25 protein-coding genes and 1 riboswitch are annotated in these 24,633 nt (G+C 72.7%); of the genes, 10 read left to right on the top strand and 15 right to left on the bottom strand.

What is annotated here, in order from left to right; genetic code table 11:
- The first annotated feature begins 14 nt into the window (after positions 1–14).
- Positions 15–494, top strand: coding sequence for a pyridoxamine 5'-phosphate oxidase family protein (locus B4U46_RS06235; protein WP_079424782.1), 480 nt, complete (start codon positions 15–17; stop codon positions 492–494).
- On the opposite strand, the gene B4U46_RS06240 is transcribed toward B4U46_RS06235, so the two are convergent.
- Complete coding sequence (locus B4U46_RS06240) at positions 491–1,417, bottom strand: LysR family transcriptional regulator (RefSeq protein WP_079424783.1); 927 nt, start codon at positions 1,415–1,417, stop codon at positions 491–493. The genes B4U46_RS06235 and B4U46_RS06240 overlap by 4 nt on opposite strands.
- A gap of 7 nt (positions 1,418–1,424) precedes the next feature.
- Here B4U46_RS06240 and B4U46_RS06245 point away from each other — a divergent pair, with 7 nt between their 5' ends.
- The gene (locus B4U46_RS06245) at positions 1,425–2,477 is read left to right on the top strand and encodes a DMT family transporter (protein ID WP_107438232.1); all 1,053 of its coding nucleotides are present in this window, start codon (positions 1,425–1,427) and stop codon (positions 2,475–2,477) included.
- A 64-nt stretch (positions 2,478–2,541) separates the two neighbouring features.
- On the opposite strand, the gene B4U46_RS06250 is transcribed toward B4U46_RS06245, so the two are convergent.
- Entirely contained in the window at positions 2,542–3,873 is a 1,332-nt protein-coding gene (locus B4U46_RS06250; RefSeq protein ID WP_079424784.1) for an aminotransferase class I/II-fold pyridoxal phosphate-dependent enzyme, read from the bottom strand.
- A 37-nt stretch (positions 3,874–3,910) separates the two neighbouring features.
- Here B4U46_RS06250 and B4U46_RS06255 point away from each other — a divergent pair, with 37 nt between their 5' ends.
- Positions 3,911–4,576: a pyridoxamine 5'-phosphate oxidase family protein gene (locus B4U46_RS06255; protein WP_079424785.1), complete on the top strand. Its 666-nt coding sequence runs from the start codon at positions 3,911–3,913 to the stop codon at positions 4,574–4,576.
- Here B4U46_RS06255 and B4U46_RS06260 read toward each other — a convergent pair.
- Positions 4,558–5,529: a DMT family transporter gene (locus tag B4U46_RS06260; RefSeq protein WP_079424786.1), complete on the bottom strand. Its 972-nt coding sequence runs from the start codon at positions 5,527–5,529 to the stop codon at positions 4,558–4,560. The genes B4U46_RS06255 and B4U46_RS06260 overlap by 19 nt on opposite strands.
- Before the next feature lie 221 nt (positions 5,530–5,750).
- Positions 5,751–6,749 carry an EamA family transporter gene (locus B4U46_RS06265; protein WP_079424787.1) on the bottom strand — a complete coding sequence of 333 codons (999 nt, stop codon included), beginning with the start codon at positions 6,747–6,749 and terminating at the stop codon, positions 5,751–5,753.
- A 171-nt stretch (positions 6,750–6,920) separates the two neighbouring features.
- On the opposite strand from B4U46_RS06265, the gene B4U46_RS06270 reads away from it, so the two are divergent.
- The gene (locus B4U46_RS06270) at positions 6,921–7,349 is read left to right on the top strand and encodes an SRPBCC family protein (RefSeq protein ID WP_079424788.1); all 429 of its coding nucleotides are present in this window, start codon (positions 6,921–6,923) and stop codon (positions 7,347–7,349) included.
- Positions 7,350–7,416: 67 nt separating this feature from the next.
- Here the strand turns inward: B4U46_RS06270 and B4U46_RS06275 are convergent, their stop codons facing one another.
- Positions 7,417–8,031, bottom strand: coding sequence for a PadR family transcriptional regulator (locus B4U46_RS06275; protein ID WP_079424790.1), 615 nt, complete (start codon positions 8,029–8,031; stop codon positions 7,417–7,419).
- Between the two features lie 226 nt (positions 8,032–8,257).
- On the opposite strand from B4U46_RS06275, the gene B4U46_RS06280 reads away from it, so the two are divergent.
- Complete coding sequence (locus B4U46_RS06280; protein ID WP_079424791.1) at positions 8,258–8,677, top strand: hypothetical protein; 420 nt, start codon at positions 8,258–8,260, stop codon at positions 8,675–8,677.
- A 71-nt stretch (positions 8,678–8,748) separates the two neighbouring features.
- Here the strand turns inward: B4U46_RS06280 and B4U46_RS06285 are convergent, their stop codons facing one another.
- Positions 8,749–9,474 carry a DUF2625 family protein gene (locus B4U46_RS06285; protein ID WP_079424793.1) on the bottom strand — a complete coding sequence of 242 codons (726 nt, stop codon included), beginning with the start codon at positions 9,472–9,474 and terminating at the stop codon, positions 8,749–8,751.
- Positions 9,475–9,635: 161 nt separating this feature from the next.
- Between B4U46_RS06285 and B4U46_RS06290 the strand changes: the two genes are divergently transcribed.
- The gene (locus B4U46_RS06290) at positions 9,636–10,385 is read left to right on the top strand and encodes a hypothetical protein (protein WP_079424794.1); all 750 of its coding nucleotides are present in this window, start codon (positions 9,636–9,638) and stop codon (positions 10,383–10,385) included.
- A gap of 82 nt (positions 10,386–10,467) precedes the next feature.
- Entirely contained in the window at positions 10,468–11,286 is an 819-nt protein-coding gene (locus tag B4U46_RS06295; protein WP_079424796.1) for a PhzF family phenazine biosynthesis protein, read from the top strand.
- Positions 11,287–11,293: 7 nt separating this feature from the next.
- On the opposite strand, the gene B4U46_RS06300 is transcribed toward B4U46_RS06295, so the two are convergent.
- The gene (locus tag B4U46_RS06300; protein WP_079424798.1) at positions 11,294–12,094 is read right to left on the bottom strand and encodes a CPBP family intramembrane glutamic endopeptidase; all 801 of its coding nucleotides are present in this window, start codon (positions 12,092–12,094) and stop codon (positions 11,294–11,296) included.
- Positions 12,095–12,210: 116 nt separating this feature from the next.
- Positions 12,211–13,746, bottom strand: a complete 1,536-nt coding sequence (locus B4U46_RS06305; RefSeq protein WP_079424800.1) for a glutamate-cysteine ligase family protein — start codon at positions 13,744–13,746, stop codon at positions 12,211–12,213.
- Between the two features lie 497 nt (positions 13,747–14,243).
- Here B4U46_RS06305 and B4U46_RS06310 point away from each other — a divergent pair, with 497 nt between their 5' ends.
- Both B4U46_RS06310 and B4U46_RS06315 read left to right on the top strand, forming a co-directional pair.
- Entirely contained in the window at positions 14,244–14,864 is a 621-nt protein-coding gene (locus B4U46_RS06310) for a hypothetical protein (RefSeq protein ID WP_079424801.1), read from the top strand.
- A gap of 366 nt (positions 14,865–15,230) precedes the next feature.
- A complete protein-coding gene (locus B4U46_RS06315) occupies positions 15,231–15,419 on the top strand; it encodes a DUF5999 family protein (RefSeq protein ID WP_042809437.1) in 189 nt (62 codons plus the stop codon).
- Positions 15,420–15,496: 77 nt separating this feature from the next.
- On the opposite strand, the gene gcvP is transcribed toward B4U46_RS06315, so the two are convergent.
- Positions 15,497–18,382: an aminomethyl-transferring glycine dehydrogenase gene (gene gcvP, locus B4U46_RS06320; protein ID WP_079424804.1), complete on the bottom strand. Its 2,886-nt coding sequence runs from the start codon at positions 18,380–18,382 to the stop codon at positions 15,497–15,499.
- A 194-nt stretch (positions 18,383–18,576) separates the two neighbouring features.
- A riboswitch (glycine riboswitch) is annotated at positions 18,577–18,675 on the bottom strand.
- A 112-nt stretch (positions 18,676–18,787) separates the two neighbouring features.
- Between gcvP and B4U46_RS06325 the strand changes: the two genes are divergently transcribed.
- A complete protein-coding gene (locus B4U46_RS06325) occupies positions 18,788–19,141 on the top strand; it encodes a PRC-barrel domain-containing protein (RefSeq protein ID WP_079424806.1) in 354 nt (117 codons plus the stop codon).
- 2 nt (positions 19,142–19,143) lie between these two features.
- Here the strand turns inward: B4U46_RS06325 and B4U46_RS06330 are convergent, their stop codons facing one another.
- From B4U46_RS06330 to B4U46_RS06355, 6 genes are all read right to left on the bottom strand, one after another.
- Entirely contained in the window at positions 19,144–20,562 is a 1,419-nt protein-coding gene (locus B4U46_RS06330; RefSeq protein WP_079424808.1) for a DNA polymerase IV, read from the bottom strand.
- A 94-nt stretch (positions 20,563–20,656) separates the two neighbouring features.
- The gene (locus tag B4U46_RS06335; RefSeq protein WP_079424810.1) at positions 20,657–21,295 is read right to left on the bottom strand and encodes a MerR family transcriptional regulator; all 639 of its coding nucleotides are present in this window, start codon (positions 21,293–21,295) and stop codon (positions 20,657–20,659) included.
- Positions 21,296–21,492: 197 nt separating this feature from the next.
- A complete protein-coding gene (locus B4U46_RS06340) occupies positions 21,493–21,966 on the bottom strand; it encodes a bifunctional nuclease family protein (RefSeq protein ID WP_007262890.1) in 474 nt (157 codons plus the stop codon).
- A 63-nt stretch (positions 21,967–22,029) separates the two neighbouring features.
- Positions 22,030–22,803: a MerR family transcriptional regulator gene (locus B4U46_RS06345; RefSeq protein WP_185117384.1), complete on the bottom strand. Its 774-nt coding sequence runs from the start codon at positions 22,801–22,803 to the stop codon at positions 22,030–22,032.
- A 48-nt stretch (positions 22,804–22,851) separates the two neighbouring features.
- Positions 22,852–23,715, bottom strand: coding sequence for an FHA domain-containing protein (locus B4U46_RS06350; RefSeq protein WP_079424811.1), 864 nt, complete (start codon positions 23,713–23,715; stop codon positions 22,852–22,854).
- 130 nt (positions 23,716–23,845) lie between these two features.
- On the bottom strand, positions 23,846–24,628 hold the full coding sequence (locus B4U46_RS06355; protein WP_079424813.1) for a DUF881 domain-containing protein: 783 nt from the start codon (positions 24,626–24,628) through the stop codon (positions 23,846–23,848).
- Between the last annotated feature and the right edge of the window lie 5 nt (positions 24,629–24,633).

Here is a 24,633-nt window from a genome sequence, read left to right on the forward strand (position 1 = left end):
GGGGTGCGGGTCGGATGGACGCGACGAGGACGGGCGGGCAGGGGGCGCAGCGGCGGGGCCGCCGCGTCATGATGACCGGCGAGGAGGTGGACGCGTTCCTGCGCGAGCAGCGCACCTGCCGGGTGGCCACGGTCTCCCCGGACGGGCGGCCGCACGTGGGGGCCCTGTGGTTCGCCTGGGACGGCACCTCGCTGTGGCTGTACTCGATCACCCGCAGCCGCCGCTGGTCCGACCTGCGCAGGGACCCGCGGATCTCGGTGGTGGTGGACGCGGGCGAGTCGTACGGGGAGCTGCGCGGGGTCGAGCTGTCCGGGACGGCGGTCTTCGTCGGCGAGGCGCCGCGCACGGGGGAGCCGTGCCCCGAGCTGGAGGAGGCGGAACGGCTCTTCCCCCGGAAGAACTTCGGCCTGGAACAGATGCCGCACGACGGCAGGCACGCCTGGATCCGCCTGACCCCGGAAGCGATCGTCTCCTGGGACTTCGGCAAGCTCTAGGCCCCGTCGGCCGGGGAGGCGGCCGCGACCGCGGCGGCCGCCTCCCGCAGGGCCTCGACGGCCGCACGGATGGAGGGCCGCCGGTCGGCGTCGGCGCGCCAGACGGCGTACACGTGACGCCGTACGGTGTCGCACACCGGCAGCAGGCGCACCCCCGGCGGCACCGGCCCCCGGCCCAGCCGGGGCGTCACGCAGACGCCCAGCCCGGCCTCGACGAAGGCGAGCTGGGTGTGGTGCTCCTCGGCGATGTGCGCGACGCGCGGTTCGATGCCCGTGCCGCGCAGGGTGAAGACCAGCCACTCGTGGCAGAACTGCCCCTCGTTCCAGGAGATCCAGTCGTCCCCGGCGAACTCGGCGAGGGAGATCTGCGTCCGGCCGACGAGCGGGTGGTTCTCCGGTACGGCGATGTCGGCGCCGTCGTCCAGGAGGTGGGTCCGGGTCAGCTCGGCCGGGACCGGCATCCGCTTGTTGTGCCAGTCGATGGCCAGGGCCATGTCGAGGTCGCCCCGGACCACGGCGGCCATGCTCTCCTCGGGCTCCTTCTCCCGCACCAGCACCCGCAGCTCGGGGTGGTCGGCGCGCAGGGAGGTCAGGGTCCGGGGCAGCAGTCCGCGCATGGCCGTGGGGAAGGCCCCGATCCGCAGCTCCCCCACCGCGCGGCCGCGCTGGGCCTCGACGTCGGCCTGGGCCAGCTCCACCTGGGAGATGATCCGGGCGGCGTGGCCGGCGAGGATCCGCCCGGCGTCGGTGAGGCGGACCCCCCGGCCGTTCTTGGCCAGCAGGGGCTGGCCGACCTCGCGCTCCAGCTTGGCCATCTGCTGGGAGACCGCCGACGTGGTCACATGGAGGCCGCAGGCCGCCCCGCTGACCGAGCCGTGGCGGGCGAGGGCGTCGAGGGTGCGCAGGCGTTCCAGGTTCAACATGTAAGCGATGCTACGCCGTCGTTCGCAGGAAATCTCGCTTGTCCTACGAGGTCGTGCCCAGGAGAGTGAGCTCCATGAGCGCACCCGCCACCCCTCGCCGAACCTCCGCCCCCGCCCCGCCTCCTCCGCCCCCTCCGTCTCCTGCGCCCCGCCGCGCGGGTCCGCCCGTACCGGCGGCCTCGACTGGCGCGTCCGGTTCGCCTTCCTCTCGGTGGTGTGGGGCTTCAGCTTCCTCTTCATCAAGGTGGGCACGGGCGCGTTCGCACCCTTCCAGGTCGCCCTCGGCCGGGTGTTCTTCGGGGCGCTCGCCCTGCTGGCGGTGCTGCTCGTGCGCCGCGAGCCGCTTCCCCGGGGCCGGCGCACCTGGGGGCACCTGACGGTGGCCGCGCTGCTGCTCAACACGGCCCCCTTCGCGCTCTTCGCCTACGCCGAGCAGACCATCACCTCGACCCTGGCCGGGATCTGCAACGCGACCTCCCCGCTGTGGGGTATGGCGCTCTCCCTGGTCGCGCTCTCCGAGGACCGCCCCACGCGCCGCCGGTTCGCGGGACTGGGCGTCGGCTTCCTCGGGGTGCTGACCGTCCTCGGCGCCTGGCAGGGCTTCACGGGCGTCGACGCCACGGGCACGGCCCTGGCCCTGCTGGCCTCGCTCTGCTACCCGATCGGCTGGATCTACGTCCGCCGCACCCTGGCCGGCAGCTCCGGCTCGCCGGTCGCGATGACCGGGGCGCAGCTGATGATCTCGACGCTCCAGCTGGCCGCCGTCAGCGCCCTGTTCACCCCGGCCCCCACGTCCTTCCCGCTGTGGCCCACCCTCGCGGTGATCACCCTGGGGGCCCTGGGCACGGGGACGGCCCTGCAGATGCAGTACGGCCTGGTGTCGGAGATCGGGCCGACCACCGCGCAGATGGTCACGTATTTCATCCCGGTGATCGCCACAACGGCGGGCGTCCTGGTCCTCGGCGAGCAGCTGCACTGGAACACCCCGGTCGGCGCCCTGATCGTCCTCGCGGGCGCGGCCCTGACCCAAGCCCGGCCGCAGGCCCGCACGAGGGCCTGACCCTTCCGGCGGCACCGCCGGACCCCCGCCGCACCGCGCGGTGGGGGTCTTGGCGTGCGTGCGCTCAGTCGAAGCGCGCGCCGGCCGCCGGGCGCACCGCCGCGGCCACGGCGTCGGCGAGGGGTTCCACGTCCCGCCGGTGCAGGGTGGAGACCGTGATCCGCACCCCGGGCCCCGCCTCCACGCGGTAGACGGCCCCGGGCCGTACCGCCCAGCCCGCCGTCAGCAGCCGCGTGACCACCGCCGTCTCGTCGGCCACCGGTACCCATACGTTCATCCCGCTGCGCCCGTGCGCCGCCACTCCCCGCTCGGCCAGCGCCTCGACGAGCCCGTCGCGCCGCAGCCCGTACGAGCGGGCCACCGCCGCCCGGTCCACCGCGCCGTCGGTCCACAGCTCCGCCACCGTGCTCTGGAGCAGCCGGCTGACCCACCCCGGGCCCAGCCGCTGCCGGCCCCGCACCCGGTCCATCGTCACGGCGTCGCCCGTGAGCACGGCGAGCCGCAGGTCCGGGCCGTACGCCTTGGCGGTGGAGCGGATCAGCGCCCAGTGCCGGGTGGCCCCGCCCAGCGGGCAGAGCGGCAGGTCCACGATGCCGTGCCCGTGGTCGTCCTCGATGAGCAGCACCTCGGGACGGCCGGCCAGCAGCTCCCGCAGCAGCGCCGCCCGCTCCGGGCCGACCGCGGCCCCGGTCGGGTTCTGGGCGCGGGCCGTCACCACCAGGGCCCTGGCCCCGGCCTCCAGCGCCCGGGCCACCGCCTCCGGCCGCGGTCCCTGGTCGTCGACGGCCACCGGCAGCACCCGAAGGCCCAGCGCCGGGGCCAGGTCCAGCACACTGCCCCACCCGGGGTCCTCGACCGCCACCGCGTCCCCCGGCCGCAGGTGCGCGGCCAGGACCCGTTCGATCCCGTCGAGCGCCCCCGAGGTCACCGCCAGGGGTCCGGCCGGGACCCCGTCGGCCTCGAACCCGGCGCGGGCGAGGCGGGCGAGGCCGGGGAGGACCGGGTCGTCCCCGTAGAGGGTGGGGGCTTGCGCGTACCGGCGGGCCGCGGCGGCCAGCGGCCCGTCCAGGGAGGGCAGCAGCGAGACGTCCGGGTTGCCGTGGGTGAGGTCCCGTACGCCTTCGGGCACCTCCGGGAGGAGCGCGTCGCGGGGTGCGCTGGCGGGCCGTCCGCGCACCCGGCTGCCGCGCCGCCCGTCGGTCTCGATGATCCCGCGCTCGCGCAGCGACCGGTAGGCGGCCGCCACGGTGTTGGGGTTCACCCCCAGCTCACCGGCCAGTTCCCGCATCGGCGGCAGCAGCGCTCCGGGCGCGAGGGCGCCCGATCCGACGCCCGCCTCGACGCTGGCCGCGATTTCCGATGCGCGGCGCCCACTGATCGTATATTCTCCTAGCACAAAGCCAATTATGCACTAGTACAACGGAGTCCGCACCATGAGCGTCACCCCCGTCGACTACGCGCCGACCGAGCGCACCGTCCCGAGCCGCTCCCGCGAGCGGGCCCGCTACGACCGCGAGACGGTGCACTCGATACTCGACCAGACCTACCTCTGCCACCTGGGCTTCGTCCGCGACGGCGCGCCGGTGGTCCTGCCGACGCTGTTCGGCCGGGTGGGCGAGACCCTCTACGTGCACGGCTCCACCGGCTCCCGCCCGCTCCTGGCCGCCGGGAAGGCGGACCCGGGCCTGCCGGTCTGCCTGACCGTGACGCACGTGGACGGCCTGGTGCTGGCCAAGTCGGCCTTCCACCACTCGATCAACTACCGCTCGGTGGTCGTCCACGGCACGGCGTACCAGGTCACCGACGAGGCGGAGTGCCGCATGGCCCTGGACGCCCTGGTCGACCACGTCGTGCCCGGCCGCTCCGCCGACTCCCGGCCGGCCAACGCCAGGGAGCTCGCGGCCACGGCGGTGATCCGCCTGGACCTGAACGAGGTCTCCGCGAAGCTCCGTACGGGCGGCCCCAACGACGACGCCGAGGACCTGGACCTGCCCCACTGGTCGGGCGTGGTCCCCGTGGCGCCGGCGTACGGCACGCCCGTCCCGGCCGCCGGCCTGGCCCCCGGCATCGCCGTCCCGGACTACGTCAGCGCGCTCTGAGCCTCACGGGCGCGCCGGTCCGCGGGCCGGTCCACCCCGCCCGCGGGGCGGCGCGCCTCCGCCACGATCAGCGCGCCCACCGCCGACAGCAGCAGTACGGTGCCCAGCACCACGGCGCCGGTCAGCCGCTCCCCCAGCACCACGACGGCGATGACGGCCGCGCTCACCGGCTCGATCAGCATGATCACCGACACGGTCGCGGCCCGTACCACCGCGGCCCCGGTGAAGTACAGGGCGTACGCCAGGGCCGTGGGCACCACGGCCACGTACACCAGCAGCCCGGCCACCCGCACCGGCTCGGCGGTGTGCGGCAGCAGCCCCTCCACCGCGGCGAGCGGCAGCAGGCACACCGTGCCCACCCCCACCGACCAGGCGGTCGTCACCAGCGGGTCCCCGCCCGCCCCGCGCCGCCCGAGCCACCGCGCCCGCAGCGTCATCCCCGCATACCCGGCAGCGGACAGCAGGGCCCAGCCGACCCCCAGCGGCCTCACCTCGCCGCCCCCGGAACCCAGCACCAGGACCGCGAGCCCGCCCAGGGCACCGCCGACGGCGGCCGCTCCACCCCAGCCGAGCCGCTCGCCCATCCAGTACCGCGCGCCCAGCGCGATCAGCACGGGCCCCGCGCCCAGCGTGACCACGGTGCCGACGGCCAGGCCGGTTTCACGCACCGCCCCGAAGTAGGCGGCCTGGAAGAGGGTGAACATCAGACCGGTCCCGATCAGCGAGAGGACCGGGGTCCGCCGCCCGCGCGACACTCGCGCGGGACGGCGTACGGCCAGCACCCCGAGCAGCACCACCAGCCCGCCGGCGCTGCGCCAGAAGGACAGGGCGAGCGGACCGAGGTCACTGGCCAGGAAGAGGAGGGAGGCCGCCGCCCCGGCGGTGCCCCAGGCGACTCCGGCGACGACGAGGTAGAGCAGGCTGCGCCCGGTGGCGGGCGAGTGGTTCGACACGTGATTCTCCGCGCTTGCGTGAAGGATGAGGACTGCGGGTCATCGCTTCGCGGGCAGCACGGACCTGCCCGGGAACTTCCCCTGGCAGGTCTCTCGTTCGGCGGCGGCCGCCCGCGCTAGGCGGCCGGCGGCGAAAGCACGGTGTCGTACATGCCGAGCACCCTACGCCCTGCCCGCCGTCCGGACCAGGGCGTTCCGGAGCGAACCGGGCCCCACCGGCCCTACGCGCTCGCCCTCTCGGGCTCGGCGTCCGGCTCGGCCGCGGCCCCGGCCCCCGCCCCGGCCTCCGGCAGAACGGATTCCCCCGCCACCACCGGGGCCGGCCGCGAGGACTGCGCGATGAAGGCACCGCCCAGCACCAGCGCCCCGCCGGCCATCTGCCAGGTCGAAAGGTGCTCGTGCAGCAGCACCCAGGCCAGCACGGTGGCGACGACGGCCTCGAGATTGGCCACCACGCCCGCGACCTGCGGCGAGAGCATGCGCACCGAGACCACACCGGTCAGGTACGCGGCCACGGTGGCGACCAGCACCACCCAGCCGAGCAGCACCAGGGCCGGCACCCGCAGGTCCCCGAGCGCCGCGTACCCGCCCAGCACCTGCCAGTCCATCTGCCAGGGGCGGGCCAGCACGGTCATCACCAGGGCGCCGACGATCATGCCGTACGCGATCACGCCCATCGGGTCGGGCACGTCCTCGCCGTCGGTGCCCTGGTCGGCGAAGACGAAGTAGAAGGCCTGGCAGCAGGCGGCGGCGAGGCCGAGGAGCACCCCGAGCGGGTCCAGGCTCAGCCCGGCCCAGATCTCGACCACGCAGGCCAGCCCCGCCACGGCCACCGCCGCGCCGGCCGCGGCCGCCCGGGTCACCGGCTTGCGCTGCACGAAGCGGATCCAGCCGAGCAGCAGCGCCGGACCGAGGTATTCCAGGAGCAGGGCCACGCCGACCGGGATCCGCGACAGGGAGGCGAAGTAGAAGGCCTGCACACCCGCGACGGCCACCAGCCCGAAGCCGGCCAGCAGCAGGGGCCGCCGCCGTACCAGGGCGCGGTGCCGCCAGGCCAGGGGGGAGAGCACCAGCGCCGCCCCCGCCACCCGCAGCCACACCATGTGGAGCGGGTCCAGACCCGCCTCGATCAGCGGCTTCGCCGCGACGCCGGAACCACCGAACGCAACCGCCGAGACGAGGGCGAGGCCCAGTCCGGCGTTCTTCCCTGACGCTTGCATCGGGCCATCATGACAGGGTGCGTCAGGAGCGTCACCAGGATGACACCTGTTGAGACGCACCCGACACCGAAGGGTCCGGCACCCCCGGTTTCTGACAGCCCATCAGTATTGAATGTTCCGGCCCCCGGGGCTACGTTCCGCCGCACGTACCCGACGAGAAGGGGTGGACGCATGGCTGAAGTCACCGCGGAATCACGCATCGAGGCGCCCGCCGCGAAGCTCTGGGCCCAGCTGACCGACTGGGGCGCGTACGGGCAGTGGAGCATGACCCACACCGACTTCCCCAAGGGCGGCCCCGAGACCCTCGCGGTCGGCGCCACCTTCACCGAGAACATGAAGATGATGGGCTTCCCCGCCGAGGTCCTCTGGACGGTCTCGGAGCTGGAGGACCAGCGCCTGTTCGCCATCACGGGCAAGGGGCCGATGGGGGTCGCCGTCCTGACCCGGTACACCCTGACCCCCGACGGCACGGCCACGAAGGTCCGCATCGACGGCGAGTTCACCGGCGCCGCCGTGTCCCTCATGGCGGGCAAGCTGAAGGACTCGGCCACGGCCGCGCTGAACGAGTCGCTGCGCCGGCTCGCCACCCTGGTCGTCTGACCCCGCGCACACGGCGGCGCGCCCCGCGAGAGGGCTCTCGCGGGGCGCGCCGTCGCCGTCGGCCGGGTCAGTGCTCGTCGGCCAGGATCAGGTACAGCTTCTTGCGGGCGTCGTTGACGACCGCGAGGGCCTTCTCGCGCTGCTCGGGCGTGCCGGTCTTGAAGACCTGCCCGAAGGCTTCCATCAGACCGACGCCGGCGGCACGGATCTCGTGCATCGCCTCGAAGTCGAAGCCGCGCCCGGCGTCCGCCCAGGGGGCGTCCGGGCCCGACTCGGCCTCGCCGCGGCCGGCGTCGGTGAGCGTGAACAGCTTCTTGCCGCCCTCGCTCGCGCTGCTGATCAGCCCCTCGTCCTCGAGCAGCTGCAGGGTCGGGTAGACCGAGCCCGGGCTGGGCTTCCACGCCCCGCCGCTGCGCTCGCCGATCTCCTGGATCATCTCGTAGCCGTGCATGGGCCGGTCGGCGAGCAGCGCCAGGATGGAGGCGCGCACGTCACCGCGCCGCGCCCGCCCGCGCGGTCCGCCCCGCCCGCCCCTTCCACCGAAGGGCCCGCCACCGAAGCCGGGCCCGAACGGCCCGAAGGCGGCGCGCAGCCCCCTGAACTCCTCCCGACGGTCCGGCCCGCAGTGGCCGTGACCCCGTCCGTGCTCATGCCCGTGGTCGTGCTGTCCGCGTGAACGCATCACTGCGCTCCTTTCGTCTCACTGGGTTTTCCCTGACGTCTTCCACTATCGCTGACCCATCGCGATGCGTCAACGATATATCGGAAACTATCGCAGCCGATCCCGGAGCGAGGCGGGTACCTTGTCCTCGGCAGCCGAGTCGGGGTGGCGATGACGCCCTTGCGATCACGTCCGTACGGACTTCGAGCTCGTCCCGCCCAGAGGCGTCGGTCTTCTGCGGATCGGCATGCCCCGCCACGAGGCGGACACGGCCCTCCTGTCGCTGCGCGATCCCACAGCGATTTCCGACTCGGACCGGCCGGGGCAACACGTCTTCCGCCCGAGCGGCCTGATGATCGGCATCAGCTGCGTCCGCGACCAGTTGGAGGCAGTCGAGCTGGGGCGTCCGTCGAGCGCGGTAGATACGGTGCGGTTCGCCGACGTCGACGTGTTCGGCCTGCCTGCACTCGAGGTCGTTCGCCGCATGCGTGAGCGGACCACGATCCTCGCGGATCCAGAAGACCCTGCGTCGTTCGTGGCACCTGACCTGCTGCTGAGCTTCTGGCGTCCCTTCGCGGCGGACGATGACCCGAAAGAGGAGCAGGGCCACTACTTCAGCTCGGTCCTCCTGGCCCGTCCGGGTTGTCACGACGGTCCCGGACTGTGACAGACGTCGACAGGCTCCGCAGGTGACGGCCGGACTTCGCCGACAACATCGGCGAGCGGCAGTGCACCCGGTTACACGTCGCCGAGGAACCCAGGATCGGACGGCCCCATCTGCCGGGCGAAGTCCGCAGCCACTCCGATGACCTCGCGCATCGGCACAGGCCGCCGACTCGTCGCCGCGAGATCGGCTTGGGCCTGCGCGGACCACAGGAACGGATACACAGAGATGCCCTGCGGGAACGCCAGGGCCGCGGCTTCCTCACGCCAGCCTGGCCACCGCAGCCCGTCATAGAACGTCTCCAACCGGCCCGAGAGCAGCCAGGAGACCCACCCGGAGTGGCCCATTTCCATCGCTTCCCACTCAAGAGTGTCGGGAGCGAAGTACGTCATCTGACCAGGGGCCCCAGGCCGGCCCGCAGCCGCAGGATCGCCACCGTTCAGCGCGAAGACCCCGCCGACGACGTCGTGGCCGACGACCAGGCCTGCCGCGGGGTGCCAGACCGGATCGAAGTCTGCGGGGAAACGGTTGACCTGCGCCAGACTCGGGAGCCCCCCACCCGTGACCGAACCCCCGCCGAACACACGCACCCATCCGCTGTCCACGAGCAGACCGCCGGTGTTCAACGCCAGAGCACCCAGCATCGATCGCGCCGTGACCTGCATCTGCAGAAGGCATCGACGACCCTCGTCAACGTCGGCAGGGAGCACCTGAACGGGCACGGCGCCCGCCGAAAGCATCTCCCGAAGCTCCGGCCACGCCGGATCATCCACATGGACCAACTCGTCGATCTCGCGCACCCGGGGATCGTCGCACCCTCCCCCATCGCCTCATCAAGCGGGCTGGACCACCCACCTGCACCCTTTGGGGTGGAATGACGGGGGAATTCCTAGTCGGCGCTCGTCCGTGCGTGCTGTTCTTGCCCCGCGACTCCACGGGAAGACGACGAAAGGGGACATCCGTGCGCCACCAGGGACGGATCAGGAAGTGGCTCGCCGCCGCGGCCGGCGCCGCCGCGCTGCTGTCCGTACTGCACGGCCCGGCGGCCACCGCCACCGCCGACGGGACACGGACTCTGGCGGGAAACACGCTCAACCTGCACCAATGCGTCTACGCCCCCACCCCGGGGGCCGACTACATGACGATGCTCGTGCCCAGCCGCGACGGACGGTTCGCCACGGGTACCAACACCTCGGCCGCACCGGACCGGAGCCTGTCCTGCGGCAACGGCGACGGGAACTACGCCCCGGTCCTCCCCTGGGCCGCCCTCGAGTCGCTCGACCTGGGCGCCGGCCGCTACCTCAACCTGCACCAGTGCGTCTACTACTCCGACCTCCAGCACGACCACCTCACCGTGATCGTCCCGGGCCGCGGCAGCGGATGGAGCGCCGGGACCAACGTCTCCGACACCCCCGACACCCAGGTCTCCTGCGGTCCCGGCCGCGGGCTCTACTCCCTCGTGCCCCTGCTGTCCTCGGTCAAGGCCCTGGACCTGACCGCGGGGCGCTACCTCAGCCTCCAGCAGTGCCAGTACTACTCCAGCCACCTCACCGACCACTTCAGCACCTTCCTGCCCAGCGGTGACGGCCGCTTCACCACCGGCACGAAGATCTCGAACACGGCCGACACCACCACCGCCTGCGGCGCGGGGGACGGGAACTACAACCCCATCCCCCTCCTGTCCGGCGCCCGGGCCCTCTCCCGGACCTGACCCCGCCGCCACGCCCGCGCCAAGTCCAGTCATCCCGGATTGGCCTTGGCGCGGGTCGGGAGCGGCACCCTACGGTCGGTCCATGCGCCTGCGAATCATCGACGCCTTCACCGACCGCCCCTTCCACGGCAACCCCGCCGGAGTCCTCCTCCTCGACGGCCCCTTCCCCCCGGACGCCTGGCTCCAGCAGGTCGCCGCGGAGGTCAACCTCTCCGAGACCGCCTTCGCCCACCCGCTGCCGCCCGGCGGGGACGCCGACTGGGCGCTGCGCTGGTTCACCCCGGTCGCCGAGGTCGACATGTGCGGCCACGCCACCCTCGCCACCGCCCACGCCCTGGCCACGAGCGGCCTGGCCAAGGGACTGATCCGGTTCACCGCCCGCTGCGGCGTCCTCACGGCCGAGGTCGCCGAGGACGGCACCATCACCATGGACTTCCCGACCTCCTCCCTCACCCCGGTCGGACCCGAGCCGGAGATCGCCCGGGCGCTCGGCGCCGCGATCAGCTCGGTCCACGACACCTCCGCGCACATCGGCGACCTGCTGGTCGAGCTGGCCGACGAGCGGACCGTACGGGAGCTCGCCCCCGACTTCGCGGCCCTGCGCGGCCACTCCCGCCGCGGGGTGATCGTCACCGCCCCCGCCGAGGACCCCGCCCTCGGCTACGACTTCGTCAGCCGCGGGTTCTTCCCCGCCCTCGGCATCGACGAGGACCCGGTCACGGGCAGCGCGCACACGGCCCTGGCCCCGTTCTGGGCGGCCCGCACGGGCCGCACCGAGATGACCGGCCTGCAGGGCGGGGCGCGCCGGGGCCTGGTCCGGGTCCGGCTCGAAGGCGAGCGCACCCTGCTGACCGGCCACGCGGTCACCGTCATCGACGGCGAGCTGCACGCCTCCCCGTGAGCGCCCCCTAAGGGGTGGGCAGCCAGCCGACCTTGCCGGCGAGCAGCGCGTACCCGCCGAAGGCCACGATGTCGAGCAGCGCGTGCGCGGCGACCAGCGGCCCCACCCGGCCCCAGCGCCGGTAGGCGAGGACGAAGACCACGCCCATCACGACGTTGCCGAGGAACCCGCCGATGCCCTGGTAGAGGTGGTACGAGCCGCGCAGCAGGGAGCTGGCCAGCAGCGCGGCCGTCGGCGACCATCCCAGCTGGCCGAGCCGGCGCAGCAGGTAGGCCAGCACGATGACCTCCTCCACCACGGAGTTCTGCACCGCGGACAGGACCAGCACCGGGAACTTCCACCACACGTCGGGCAGCGCCTCGGGCACCACCGTCAGGTTGAACCCGGTGGCGCGGGCCGCCAGGTAGAAGGCGAGCCCGGCGCTCCCGATCCCGGCGGCCACCAGCGCGCCCCGGGCCAGGTCCGGGCCGGGGCGGGTGCGGTCGAAGCCCAGCACCCGCAGCCCGGGAGCGCCCTCGCGGGTCAGCAGGTGCGCGACGAGCAGCACCGGCACCAGGGCGGTGGCGATCCCGAACAGCTGCCAGGCCAGGTCGAGCCAGGGCCGCCCGGGGGCGTAGGAGCCGTTGAGGGTGGCGGCCTGGTCCTTGAGGCCGCCGGGCTTGGTGAGCGAGCCGATGAAGCTGATCAGCGCCGAGACGCCGCTCGCGCCCAGCGAGAGCGCGAGCACGAGCAGCGTCTCGGTGCGCAGGACACCGCGCCGCCCGTCCTCGCGCAGCTCCACGACCACCGGCTCCGGCTCCGCCCGCACGCCCCGACTCCCGTCCTGCCCCGTCCGTCACGCTCCGACCACCCCATACTGCCCCCTCCGGGGCCGGAGGGGATCACCGGGACATGGCCGGAGCGGATCCGGGAGCGGGGCGGAGGTCAGCGGCGGGCGGCCGCGGGCGCGTCCACCTCCTGGTCCTCCAGCCCCACCGGCCAGGTGTGCACGGGGTCGCCGCGGTGCATCAGCTGGCTGTAGCGGCGGGTGGTGGCCGCCAGGGCCGCGTCACGGTCCAGTCCGCCCGCGAGCGCGCGGTGGTAGGTGTCCACCTGCCAGGTCGCCCCGTTCACCCGGCGCCGGCACCGCTCCTCGACGATCCCCAGGTACAGGTCCCGGTCGGCGGGCTCGATGCCCCAGGCGTCCAGCCCGGCCGCCGCCATCGGCAGCAGCTCGTCCAGCACCAGCCGCACCGCAGGCACGCTCGCCAGTCCGCCCGAGCGCCCCCTGCGGGGCCAGCGGATCCGCGCGTCGATCCCGTACCGGCAGGCGGCGTCGAAGTTGGCCTCCGCCTCCGCGAAGGACAGCCGGGTCCACACCGGACGCTGCTCGTCCGCAAGGCTGCGCACCAGCCCGTAGTAGAAGGCCGCGTTGGCCACGACGTCGGCGACGGTGGGCCCGGCCGGCAGCACCCGGTTCTCCACCCGCAGGTGCGGCGTCCCGTCCGCGACCCCGTAGACGGGCCGGTTCCACCGGTAGACCGTGCCGTTGTGCAGCACCAGCTCCTGGAGGCTGGGCACCCCGCCCTCGGCGAGCACCCGCAGCGGCTCCTCCTCGTCGCAGATGGGCAGCAGGGCGGGGAAGAAGCGGACGTTCTCGGCGAAGAGCTCGTACGCCGAGTCCACCCACTTCTCCCCGAACCAGGTGCGCGGCCGCACCCCCTGGGCCTGGAGCTCGGGCGGCCGGGTGTCGGTGGCCTGCGTGAAGAGCGGCGGCCGCGACTCGCGCCACAGCTCGCGCCCGAACAGGAAGGGGGAGTTGGCCCCCACCGCTATCTGGACGGCGGTCACGGCCTGGGCGGCGTTCCACACGTCCGAGAACCGTGCCGGGGTGACCTGGAGGTGCAGCTGCACGGAGGTGCAGGCGGCCTCCGGGACGATCGACCCGGTGCTCCAGGTCAGCCGCTCGACCCCCTCGATGTCCAGCCGGAAGTCCTCGCCGCGCATCATCAGGATCTGCTCGTTGAGCAGCGAGTAGCGGTCCACGGCGGACAGGTTGGCCAGGGCCAGGTCGGCGCGGGTGATCGTCGGCAGGATGCCGATCATCACCACCCCGGCGTCGATCTCGGCGGCCTGCCGGTGGGCGTAGTGCAGTCCCGCGCTGAGCTCTTCCGCGAGGCGGTCGAATACCCGGCCGTCGAGCCGGTGCGGAAGTACGTTCACCTCCAGGTTGAACATTCCGAGTTCGGTCTGGAAATCCGGGCTCGCTATCCGCTCCAGTACCTGCGCATTCACCATGCGCGGCAAACCGTCGGCACCCGCGAGATTCAGCTCGATCTCCAGTCCCATCATGTTCTTGGGGCGGTCGAACCTCTTCTCCGCCAGAAGCCGCTCCAGCCCCTCCAGGCACTCGTGAAGCTTCCTCCGATACCGATGCCGATCGGACAGGTCGAATCCGCCTGCCACGACCTTCTCCCCCATCGAAGCGTCCCTCCTCGAGCGGGCCTGGCCCGGGACACACCCGGGCGCGCGTTACGGTCGATGATGCCCAGGGCCCGTGATCGATAACGCCGCGGGGGGTGGCTTGGCGGGGAGCGCGCGCCGGTGTGGCCGGATGGGCGCTCCGGCACATTCACCTGGCAACCCGTGGTGCGCAAATTCCGCATGGGTTTTGCCCGTTCGGGATAACCGGCACTTTCCAGCCGAGCCCCCTTCCGGTAACCTCCGAGGTCAGCGCGGGTCCTTCACGCGCGAGCGGCATGAATACCATGACAGCGGGTCCGGTAAGCGCCTTGTCGGCAATAGGCGGGACAGCTAGCCGAAACACTGTGTGAACACATGTCGTATAAACTCCGCAAACGAGGCAGAGAGTTGGCGCGCGGCCATTGCCCCAATGCCCACCTCTGACCCCAGAATGCGACAGCGCCGTCCGCACCTTCCCCTGCACCACAGGTCACCCAAGTGAGAGGCGACCCACCATGCCGCTGCATGTCCCCCCGGCCCCCGCGCCCGCCCTGCGTAGCGTCCTCGCGGCACTCGGTTCTCCCACCGCCGTCCACGAGGCACACACCCCCGCCCTGCGCGCGGTCCAGGGCCCGCTGACCGCCGAGCTCCCCCTGCCGGTGCACGTGCTCGACCGCCTGGGCGTGTCCGGCCGCGCGGCCGGCGGCAGGCCGCCGCGTACCCGCCTCACCGGATGGCGGTTCCTGATCCGCAGCGGCGACCGCTTCGTGGCGGCGGCCGACACGCGGCTCACCCCTGACGGCTGGGCCTTCTCGCACTTCTTCGAGGGCCCCTACGTCGCCGCCACCGAGCGCGCCCTGCGCCAGGCGGAGCAGCTCGTCAAGGGCTACCAGCCCCGCCTGCTGTCCGTACCGGAGCTGTACATGCTGACCCTGTGGCTGCACGGGGCGGTCGGCGCCGACGCCGCGGCCGGCCTGCCCGCCGCCGCCGACCTGCTGGTGCCGCTGGCCCCGGCCCCGCCGGGGATCGCCCCCTACCGGCCGCATCCCGTCTCGGAGCTGCTGCCCGTCCTGACCCACCGGCTGACTCCGGCGGCCCCGCCCCTGCCGCCCACCCTGGCGGCCCCGGCGGCCTGAACCCTGCGCTCCGCCCACGGCGCGGCCCGCGATCCGGGCCGCGACCGCGGCATGCCCCGGTCCGGCCGGCAGGCCCCCCGAGCGCCGCCTGACCCGCCTTGCCCATTCGGCCTAGTCCTCCGGGACCAGCTGCGAACCATCCGAAAGGACGGGGCAGTTGGCTTGAACCGCCCGCACGAGTGATGCGTCCTCAATCCATGAGGACTGCTGCCGTGAAATCCCTGCGAAGCAGCCGTCATAGGGGAAGACTGAGGACCATCCTCCCCGCAGGTGCGGGGACGACCCAGGGGGACGGCCATGAATCACGCATCGAGCCGTAGCGAACAGACCCGCGAACAGACCACACCGCAGCGAAAGAACGCATCCATGTGCCAGCACCAGCCTGCCTGCCCGTCATCAGAGTCCGCCGACCGGGAGGCCGCGCGCCCGGTGGCCAACCATCCGGAACAGGGCTGGAGCCTGCTGTGCAACGGCGTCCTGCTCTTCGAGGACACCGGTGAGCTGCTGCCGGACGGCAAGATCATCGCTCCGCACCGCCCGCTCGCGGCGGCCTGAGCACGCACCGGGCACGGACGTACGAAGGGGCCGGCCCCGGAGCGGAAAGCTCCGGGGCCGGCCCCTTCGGTGTGGGATCAGTTGTCGTACTCGTCCAGCGGCGGGCAGGAGCACACCAGGTTGCGGTCGCCGAAGGCGCCGTCGATCCGGCGCACCGGCGGCCAGTACTTCCCGTCGGCGGAGACGCCACCGGGGAAGACGGCCTCGTCACGGGTGTACGGGTGGTTCCACTCGCCACCCAGGGACGCCGCCGTGTGCGGGGCGTTGGCCAGCGGGTTGTCGTCCGCCGGCCACTCGCCGCCCGCGACCCGCTCGATCTCGGCGCGGATGGCGATCATCGCGTCGCAGAAGCGGTCGATCTCGGCGAGGTCCTCGGACTCCGTCGGCTCGATCATGAGCGTGCCGGCCACCGGGAAGGACATGGTCGGGGCGTGGAAGCCGTAGTCGATCAGGCGCTTGGCGATGTCGTCGACGCTGACGCCGGTCTCCTTCGACAGCGGGCGCAGGTCGATGATGCACTCGTGCGCGACCAGGTCGCCCGGGCCGGTGTAGAGCACCGGGTAGTGCGGCTCCAGGCGCTTGGCGATGTAGTTGGCGCCGAGCACCGCGACCTGCGTGGCGCGCTTGAGGCCCTCGCCGCCCATCAGGCGCACGTACGACCAGGAGATCGGCAGGATGCCCGCCGAGCCCCACGGCGCGGCCGAGATCGGGCCGACGCCCGTCTCGGGTCCGGCGGTCGGCTGGAGCGGGTGGTTCGGCAGGTACGGGGCCAGGTGCGCCCGGACACCGACCGGGCCGACGCCCGGGCCGCCGCCGCCGTGCGGGATGCAGAAGGTCTTGTGCAGGTTCAGGTGCGAGACGTCGCCGCCGAAGTGACCCGGCTTGGCCAGGCCCACCAGGGCGTTCAGGTTGGCGCCGTCCACGTAGACCTGGCCGCCCGCCTCGTGCACCTGGGCACAGATGTCGGCGACGTGCTCCTCGAACACACCGTGCGTCGACGGGTAGGTGATCATGAGCACGGCCAGCTCGTCGCGGTACTGCTCGATCTTGGCGCGCAGGTCCTCGGTGTCGACCTCGCCGTCGTCGGCGGTCTTGACGACGACGACCTTCATGCCGGCCATCACGGCGCTCGCGGCGTTGGTGCCGTGCGCGGAGGACGGGATGAGACAGACGGTGCGCTGCTCGTCGCCGTTCGCACGGTGGTAGGCGCGCACGGCCAGCAGGCCGGCGAGCTCGCCCTGGGAGCCGGCGTTCGGCTGGATGGAGACCTTGTCGTAGCCGGTGACCTCGCAGAGACGTTCCTCCAGCTCGCTGATGAGCGTGAGGTAACCGCCCGCCTGCTCGACCGGGGCGAAGGGGTGCAGCTGGCCGAACTCGGGCCAGGTGACCGGCTCCATCTCGGTGGTCGCGTTGAGCTTCATGGTGCAGGAGCCCAGCGGGATCATGCCGCGGTCCAGCGCGTAGTCCTTGTCCGAGAGCTTGCGCAGGTAGCGCAGCATCGCGGTCTCGGAACGGTGCTGGTGGAAGACCGGGTGCGTCAGGTACGCGTCCGAGCGCAGCAGGCCCTCGGGCAGCGCGTCCGCGGTGGTCGCGTCCAGGGCCTCGATGTCGGCGGAGACGCCGAAGGCGGCCCAGACGGCCTCGATGTCGGCGCGCAGGGTGGTCTCGTCGCAGGAGATCGAGACGTGGTCGGCGTCGGCCCGGTACAGGTTGACCCCGCCCTCACGGGCGGCGGCGACGACCTCGGCGGCCTTGCCGGGCACCCGGGCGGTGACGGTGTCGAAGAAGGAGCCGTGCACCAGCTCGACCCCGCCGGCCTTCAGGCCCGCGGCGAGGATCGCGGCGTAGCGGTGGGTCCGGCGGGCGATGGTCTTCAGGCCGTCGGGGCCGTGGTAGACGGCGTACATGCCGGCCATGACGGCGAGGAGCACCTGGGCGGTGCAGATGTTGCTGGTGGCCTTCTCGCGGCGGATGTGCTGCTCGCGGGTCTGCAGGGCCAGGCGGTAGGCCTTGTTGCCGTCCGCGTCCACGGAGACGCCGACGAGGCGGCCGGGCAGGGAGCGGGCGTGCTTGGCCTGGACGGCCATGTAGCCGGCGTGCGGGCCGCCGAAGCCCATCGGGACGCCGAAGCGCTGGGTGGTGCCGACCGCGATGTCCGCGCCGAGGGCGCCCGGGGAGGTCAGCAGGGTCAGCGCGAGCAGGTCGGCGGAGACGGTGACGACGGCACCGAGCTCGTGGGCCTGGTCGATGACGGCCTTGATGTCGCGCACGGCGCCGGAGGCGCCCGGGTACTGCACGAGCACGCCGTAGACGCCGCGCTCGGCGATCTCGGCGGGGATGCCCGCGGAGAGGTCCGCGACGACGACCTCGATGCCGATCGGCTCGGCGCGGGTCTCGATCACGGCGATGGTCTGCGGCAGCGCGTCGGCGTCCACGAGGAAGACGTTGCCCTTGACCTTGCCCACGCGGCGGGCCAGCGTCATGGCCTCGGCGGCGGCGGTTCCCTCGTCGAGCAGGGAGGCGCCGGAGGTCGGCAGGCCGGTCAGCTCGGCGACGACGGTCTGGAAGTTCAGCAGCGCCTCGAGGCGGCCCTGCGAGATCTCCGGCTGGTACGGGGTGTAGGCCGTGTACCAGGCCGGGTTCTCCATGACGTTGCGCAGGATCACCGGCGGCGTGAACGTCCCGTAGTAGCCGAGACCGATCATCGAGGACAGGACCTGGTTGCGGTCGGCGAGCGAGCGGAGCTCGGCCAGCACCTCGGCCTCGGTCCGCGCCTCGGGCAGGTTCAGCGCTTCGGCGGTCTTGATCACATCCGGTACCGCGGCGGCGGTGAGCTCGTCGAGGGAGCCGTAGCCCACCTGGGCGAGCATCTTCGCCTGCGCCTCGGCATCCGGGCCGATGTGACGCTGCTCGAAGGGGATGCCCCGCTCGAGCTGGGAGAGCGGAATGCGGTTGGCGGTCATTACGGAGGCCTCCTGGTCGTATGACCTGCGAGGGGCACCACGGCGCGGGCACCCGGACGGCCTCCCCCTCTGTCATCTCAACCTGAGAGCTTCACCGGAGTCTCGGGGGTCGCCCGTCGTCCGGCTTTCACCGTCGGTGAGGAGTGGGACCGGCACTGCGCGCCCGGCACCCGCTCCTGCTTTCCAGAGTGGCCTCGTCGCGTGCGGTACGTATGCCTGAGAGATTCCGGGGAGGATTTGCTCCTTCGGCGCCTCCGTCGAGCTCACTCGGAGGACTCTCCCGCACAGGGTCAACAGCCGTCACCCAGCCTACCAGCGAGGATCTGGACCCTCCCTCGAGTGGCCCCCTATCCCGATATGCACTTTTGTAGTCATTACGGATGACTGCGACCACGTGGAGGGACCGTGCAGACCGACATCGATCCGCGCAGCCTGATCGGCCGCAAGGCGTTCGACCGGAACGGGGCCAAGATCGGCACCGTGGACGAGGTCTACCTCGACGACGCCACCGGCGTACCGGAGTGGGCCGCGGTCCGCACCGGTCTGTTCGGCCGGGACGCCTTCGTCCCGCTGGAGCCGAGCGAGGTCGACGGCGATGTCCTGCGCGTCCCGTTCGAACGCTCCCTGATCAAAGACGCCCCCGACTTCGGTGTGGGCCGCCACCTCTCCCCCGAGCAGGAGCTCCAGCTCTACCACCACTACGGCCTGGACGTCTCCCTGCCCGGCGACTTCCACCTTCCCCCGCCGGAGAACCACTAGGCCTAAGCGCCGCCCACGAGGGGCAGTGGGTCGGAGGGCTCCAGCTCGGGGTCGTCCACCAGGAAGGTGCGGACCCGGCCGGGCGGCGATCCGGGCTGCTCGAAGCGCACCGTGACCCTCCCGACCCCGCTGCCCTGCACCCACCCCGGCCCGTACACCGCGTGCCGTACGTCGCTGCCCGCGGGCCAGTGGCGCACGGCGGCCTGCGCGGGGTCCTCCCCCGGCGCCAGGGCCGTCTCGGCGGCACCCGGAGCCCCCCGGGCACCGGCCGCCCCCGGCCCCCCGTCGTCCTCCTCCGTCTCCCCGGTCCCCTCCGCGGGAGCGGTCTGCGCCTCCTGGGCCGCGGCGCCGAGCGCCTGGGCGAACAGGTCCTCCTGGGTGTAGTCCGCGAGCCCCGTCACGCCGACCCCCAGCAGCCGCACCCCGCCCGTGGTGTCCACGCCCTCCAGCAGCCGCCCGGCCGCCTCCCGCACCACCGCCGGATCGTCCGTGGGCCCGCGCAGGGTCTCGGAGCGGGTCAGGGTGGAGAAGTCGTAGCGGCGCACCTTCAGCACGATGGTCCGCCCCGAGTGCCCCGAGGCCCGCAGCCGGCCCACGCAGCGGTCCGCGAGCCGCTGCACCTCGAAGCGGATGCGGACCCGGTCGTGGATGTCCACGTCGAAGGTGTCCTCCACCGACACCGACTTCGCGTCCCGCTCGGCGACCACCGGCCGGTCGTCCAGGCCCAGCGCCATCCGGTACAGGCCGACCCCGTGCGCCCGGCCCACCATCCGCACCAGCTCGTCCTCACCGGCCTCGGCCAGCTCCCCCACCGTGGTGATCCCGGCCCGGCGCAGGTGCTCCCCGGTGGCCGGCCCCACCCCGGGCAGGGTCCGCACCGACATGGGCGCGAGGAGTTCCCGCTCGGTCCCGGGCTCGATCAGCAGCAGCCCGTCCGGCTTGGCCTCCTCGGAGGCCACTTTGGCCAGCATCTTCGACCCGGCCAGCCCGACCGAGCCGCTGAGCCCCGTCGCGGCGGTGATGTCGGCCCTCAGCCGCTCCCCCGTGGCCCGGGCGCTCGCCGAGTCGAAGGCCCTGCCGCCCGCCTCCAGGTCCACGAAGGCCTCGTCCAGGCTGAGCGGCTCCACCAGCGGCGACAGCTCGCGCAGCAGGCCCATGACGACCTCGCTGACCTCGCGGTAGAGGAGGAAGCGGGGGATCAGGTAGGCGCCGTTGGGGCAGAGCCGGCGGGCCTGGGCCATCGGCATCGCCGAATGCACCCCGAAGCGCCGGGCCTCGTAGGAGGCGGTGGCCACCACCCCGCGGGGGCCGAGCCCGCCCACGATCACGGCCTTCCCGCGCAGGCTGGGCTTCGACGCCTGCTCCACGGAGGCGTAGAAGGCGTCCATGTCCAGATGCAGGATGGTCGGCGCGGTTCTCACAGCACCGATGCTGCCTCATGCCACTGACAACACGGTGATCCGTCGTCGTCGCCCCGGCCGGCGGGCCGTACGCGCCGCGCCGGCGGCCCCGGCGTCAGCCGGCCCGGTTCCGGCGGGCGGCGAGCTCGTCGGCCGGGTTGTGGCCGACCACGGTCTCCCCCGTGTCCACGCGTTCCCCGTGCAGCTGCGACAGCGCGTTCTCGACGTCCCGCCAGACCACGCCCACCGCGATGCCGAAGACCCCCTGGCCGCCCTGGAGCAGGCTCACCACCTGGTCGGGGGAGGTGCACTCGTACACGGTCGCGCCGTCGCTCATCAGCGTCATCCGCTCCAGGTCCGAGAAACCCCGGCCGCGCAGGTGCTGAACGGCGGTGCGGATGTTCTGCAGGGCCACGCCGGTGTCGAGGAAGCGCTTCACGATCTTGAGGACGACGACGTCCCGGAAGCTGTAGAGCCGCTGCGTGCCCGACCCGTAGGCGGGCCGCACGCTGGGCTCCACCAGCCCGGTGCGCGCCCAGTAGTCCAGCTGCCGGTACGTGATCCCCGCGGCGGCGCACGCCGTCGGTCCGCGGTAGCCGACCTGCTCGGGGGCCGGGGAGTCGCTCACCGGTCCGACCGGTTTCGACACCGGCTGACGGTGCGCGGAACCCGCCCCGCCGCCGAGCAGCGCGGACGGTCCACCGTCACTCCGTACGGGGACTCCCCCGGTCGTACCGTCGCCCGTGATCCTCACGCCGACCCTCCGTCCTTGACCTGCCCCCTCGAAGGTAGGCAGTGACCAGGGGTGCGTCAACGATCGCCACACTCGGCACGCCGAGTGATAATCACCCTGAGAGTGGTTTCCCGTACCCCAACGCCGGGAAAGGCTACTCGAATGGGCTGGGGCTTCCCGGTGGGCGATACGGCCCTCGCCGGGACGGCGCCCGGCCCCTACTGCGGGCCCGTGCCGAAGTCCTCGGGAGAGATCTGGTCGAGGAACTCGCGGAACTTCTCCACCTCGTCCTCCTGCTCGTCGGGAATGGCGATTCCGGCGTCGTCCAGCACGCCGTCACTGCCGTAGATCGGCGTTCCCGTCCGCAGGGCGAGCGCTATGGCGTCGGAAGGCCGCGCGCTCACCTCGACGCCACTGGCGAAGACCAGCTCCGCGTAGAAGACGCCCTCCCGCAGATCCGTGATCCGGACCTCGGTCAGCTCCTCGCCCACCGCCTCCAGCACGTCCTTGAACAGGTCGTGCGTCAGCGGCCTGGCAGGGGCCATTCCCTGCTGCGCGAAGGCAATGGCGGTCGCCTCCCCAGGACCGATCCAGATGGGGAGGTACCGGTCGCCTCCCACTTCACGCAGGAGAACGATCGGCTGGTTGGAGGGCATTTCCACCCGGACACCCACAACGTCGAGCTCGTTCACACAGCAACCCTAGGACCTGCCCGGCAGGTTTGGGTAGTCGGGGCCCGCTCGCGGCGCCCCCGTTCAGTGCAGCCGCACCCCGAGGGCGCTCTGCACGAACGCCTCGTGGAGCCGTACGGAGAGCCCTGCGAGCTCCTTCATCGTGGCCTCGGCATGAGCCCTGGTCTGCGGATTGCGGTGGCGTCGCAGCGGGGCGACCACCTGTTCCACCAGACCGGCCTCCCGGTCGGCCGCGGCCTTCATGGCCCGCAGGTGGCGCGGTTCGAGCCCGAACCGGCCGAGATCGGCGATCAAGCGGGCCACGGCCACCGCCCCGGCGTCGAAACCGCCGCCGGCCTCCTCCGAGAGGAGCCCGTAGGACTCCCACTCGGCGAGCTGCGCCTCGTCCACCTCGGCGGCGGCGATCAGCTCCGCCCGCCCGACCCGGGCCGCGGCCGGACGCTCCCCGCCCGCCTCCCCGTACCCGGCGCCGCGCGCTTCGCCCGGCACGGACTCCCCGTGCGCGGCGGGGGCCGGGATCCGGATCTGCTCGCCCCGGTCGAGCGCGTCGAGCTGCTCGCGGATGACTTTCAGCGGCAGGTAGTGGTCGCGCTGGAGGCGCAGGATGCGCCCGAGCCGCTCCACGTCGCCGGTACTGAACTTGCGGTATCCGGAAGGCGTGCGCCGGGGCTCGACGAGCCCCTCCGCCTCCAGGAACCGGATCTTCGAGATCGTGACTTCGGGGAACTCGTCACGCAGCGTCGTGAGCACCTGGCCGATGCTCACCAGCTGCCCGGACGAGCCGGCGGTGCCGGCGGCGCCCTTCTTCGGGGCACCGCCGGTCGGGGTGCGCAGCATGGGACCTTCCCTCTGGAGGTCCCCCCGGAGGTTGTCCGGGGGTGGGGGTCAGACGCCCCGCAGGCTGGCGTAGAAGACCAGCCGGTACTTGCCGATCTGCACCTCGTCGCCGTTGTGCAGGGCGACCGAGTCGATCGGCTCGCGGTTCACGTACGTGCCGTTGAGGCTGCCGACGTCGGCGACGGTGAAGCCGCCTTCCGGACCCCGGCGGAACTCGACATGCAGCCGGGAGACGGTGACGTCGTCCAGGAAGATGTCGCTCTGCGGGTGCCGGCCCGCCGTGGTCAGCTCGCCGTCGAGCAGGAAACGGCTGCCCGAGTTGGGGCCGCGCCGCACGATGAGCAGGGCGGAACCGGGGGGCAGCGCCTCCACCGCGGCCTGGGCCTCGGGAGAGAGCGAGGGCGAGACGTGCTGTCCGGTCGCCTCGGCCTCGTAGGCCTCGAGGCCCGAGATCGAGATGGTGGACGTGGTCTCCGAGGCTCGCTCGGGCGTCAGGCCCGGGCGCAGCGGCGCACCGCAGTTGGAGCAGAAACGGCTCGCCGCACCGCTGCGGTGCCCGCACCTGCCGCACGTCTGCTCGGCGGACATGGACGGCTCCTCGCGCCGCGGCTGCCCCGCGGAGGCGTTGGTGGCGTACGGGTCGGGGGCGTACCCCCCGCCCGCGGTCGGGGCTGCCGGCTCTCCGAAACCTATGCGCCCCGCAGCCGACGGGTCGGCCCCCGGGCCGGCCACCTCGTCGCGGAAGAGCGGCCGGTCGCCCTGGCCCTCCCCCTCGCCGTGGCCCGCACGGTGACGTGCCGTACCGCTTTCCTCGCGGTTCTTCTTGCCGAACAACTTCTCAAACAACTTCACGGGCGATTCCCCTTGACCGAAACAGACCCGCCCGTGGGGCAGGACGAACTCCGCATACACACACCTGCCGACCCGGACATTCTGACAACGTCCGTAACCACCAGACAGTTTCCACCACGCACCGCGACTTCGGTGCGTCGACCCCCCGCAGGCGTCAGCCCGCGTGGGACCGTCCTCGCGCCGCCCCGTCTCACGGCGATGACGACCGAGCGTAGTCAGGCTGCTTCGCAGCCCGCAAGGCATCCACAACGATCTTCGCCGACCGTGTGACGGCGACCGTGGCCTGTTCCTTCTCCATGGTCTGCACGACACCGCCCGGAATGTTGAGCGCCGGCTCCAGATCCTGCGGCTTGCCGATCACCCTGAACTCATAGGGCTGTGTGATCTTCTTACCGTCGATCGCCACCCCGCCGCCCTCGTCCGAGAAGTACGAGCCCGCCACCACGCGCACGCCGTTGATCTGGATCGCCTCGGCCCCGGCCGCCCGCAGTTCCTGGAGGGTGTCCAGGAGCTGGTCCGAGCGCACCTGGCCCTTGGCGTCGGTGATCCTCAGCGTGATGCCGGGGCCCTGTGCGGCCACGGTACCGGCCAGGATGCCCAGTTGGCGCTCTCGCTCCAGCGTCTGCTTGCGTGCCTCCTCGGCCTGGTTGGAGCTGCTCTGCAGCTCCCTGCGCTGGTCGTCCAGCTTCTGCTTCTCGTCCTCCAGCCGTTTGGTCCGCCCGTCCAGCTCGTCGAGGATCCGCACGAGGTCCTCCTGCCGCGCACCGCGCAGCGGCGCGCTGGAGTCGCTGTTGGAGCGCACCTGGATGGCCAGCCCGAGGCCCAGGACGAAGAGCAGCAGCGCGACGATCAGTTGGGCCCGGCTGAACCTCGGCGGCCACAGGCCGGCCGCCAGCCGCTGCCGGCCCGTCTGCTCCGGCTCCGGCACCGGCACCGGCACCGGGTCCCCCTGCGGGGTGTTGTCCGTGCTCATCGGCC

It is taken from the genome of Streptomyces katrae, assembly GCF_002028425.1.
Lineage (GTDB): Bacteria > Actinomycetota > Actinomycetes > Streptomycetales > Streptomycetaceae > Streptomyces > Streptomyces katrae_A.

Bases quoted from the DNA above. Each gene is read 5' to 3' on its own strand.
- B4U46_RS06235 (WP_079424782.1), top strand. From the start codon at position 15: ATGGACGCGACGAGGACGGGCGGGCAGGGGGCGCAGCGGCGGGGCCGC.
- B4U46_RS06240 (WP_079424783.1), bottom strand. From the start codon at position 1,417: ATGTTGAACCTGGAACGCCTGCGCACCCTCGACGCCCTCGCCCGCCAC.
- B4U46_RS06245 (WP_107438232.1), top strand. From the start codon at position 1,425: ATGCTACGCCGTCGTTCGCAGGAAATCTCGCTTGTCCTACGAGGTCGT.
- B4U46_RS06255 (WP_079424785.1), top strand. From the start codon at position 3,911: ATGAGCGTCACCCCCGTCGACTACGCGCCGACCGAGCGCACCGTCCCG.
- B4U46_RS06265 (WP_079424787.1), bottom strand. From the start codon at position 6,749: ATGCAAGCGTCAGGGAAGAACGCCGGACTGGGCCTCGCCCTCGTCTCG.
- B4U46_RS06270 (WP_079424788.1), top strand. From the start codon at position 6,921: ATGGCTGAAGTCACCGCGGAATCACGCATCGAGGCGCCCGCCGCGAAG.
- B4U46_RS06275 (WP_079424790.1), bottom strand. From the start codon at position 8,031: ATGCGTTCACGCGGACAGCACGACCACGGGCATGAGCACGGACGGGGT.
- B4U46_RS06280 (WP_079424791.1), top strand. From the start codon at position 8,258: ATGCCCCGCCACGAGGCGGACACGGCCCTCCTGTCGCTGCGCGATCCC.
- B4U46_RS06295 (WP_079424796.1), top strand. From the start codon at position 10,468: ATGCGCCTGCGAATCATCGACGCCTTCACCGACCGCCCCTTCCACGGC.
- B4U46_RS06305 (WP_079424800.1), bottom strand. From the start codon at position 13,746: ATGGGGGAGAAGGTCGTGGCAGGCGGATTCGACCTGTCCGATCGGCAT.
- B4U46_RS06310 (WP_079424801.1), top strand. From the start codon at position 14,244: ATGCCGCTGCATGTCCCCCCGGCCCCCGCGCCCGCCCTGCGTAGCGTC.
- B4U46_RS06315 (WP_042809437.1), top strand. From the start codon at position 15,231: ATGTGCCAGCACCAGCCTGCCTGCCCGTCATCAGAGTCCGCCGACCGG.
- gcvP (WP_079424804.1), bottom strand. From the start codon at position 18,382: ATGACCGCCAACCGCATTCCGCTCTCCCAGCTCGAGCGGGGCATCCCC.
- B4U46_RS06345 (WP_185117384.1), bottom strand. From the start codon at position 22,803: ATGCTGCGCACCCCGACCGGCGGTGCCCCGAAGAAGGGCGCCGCCGGC.
- B4U46_RS06355 (WP_079424813.1), bottom strand. From the start codon at position 24,628: ATGAGCACGGACAACACCCCGCAGGGGGACCCGGTGCCGGTGCCGGTG.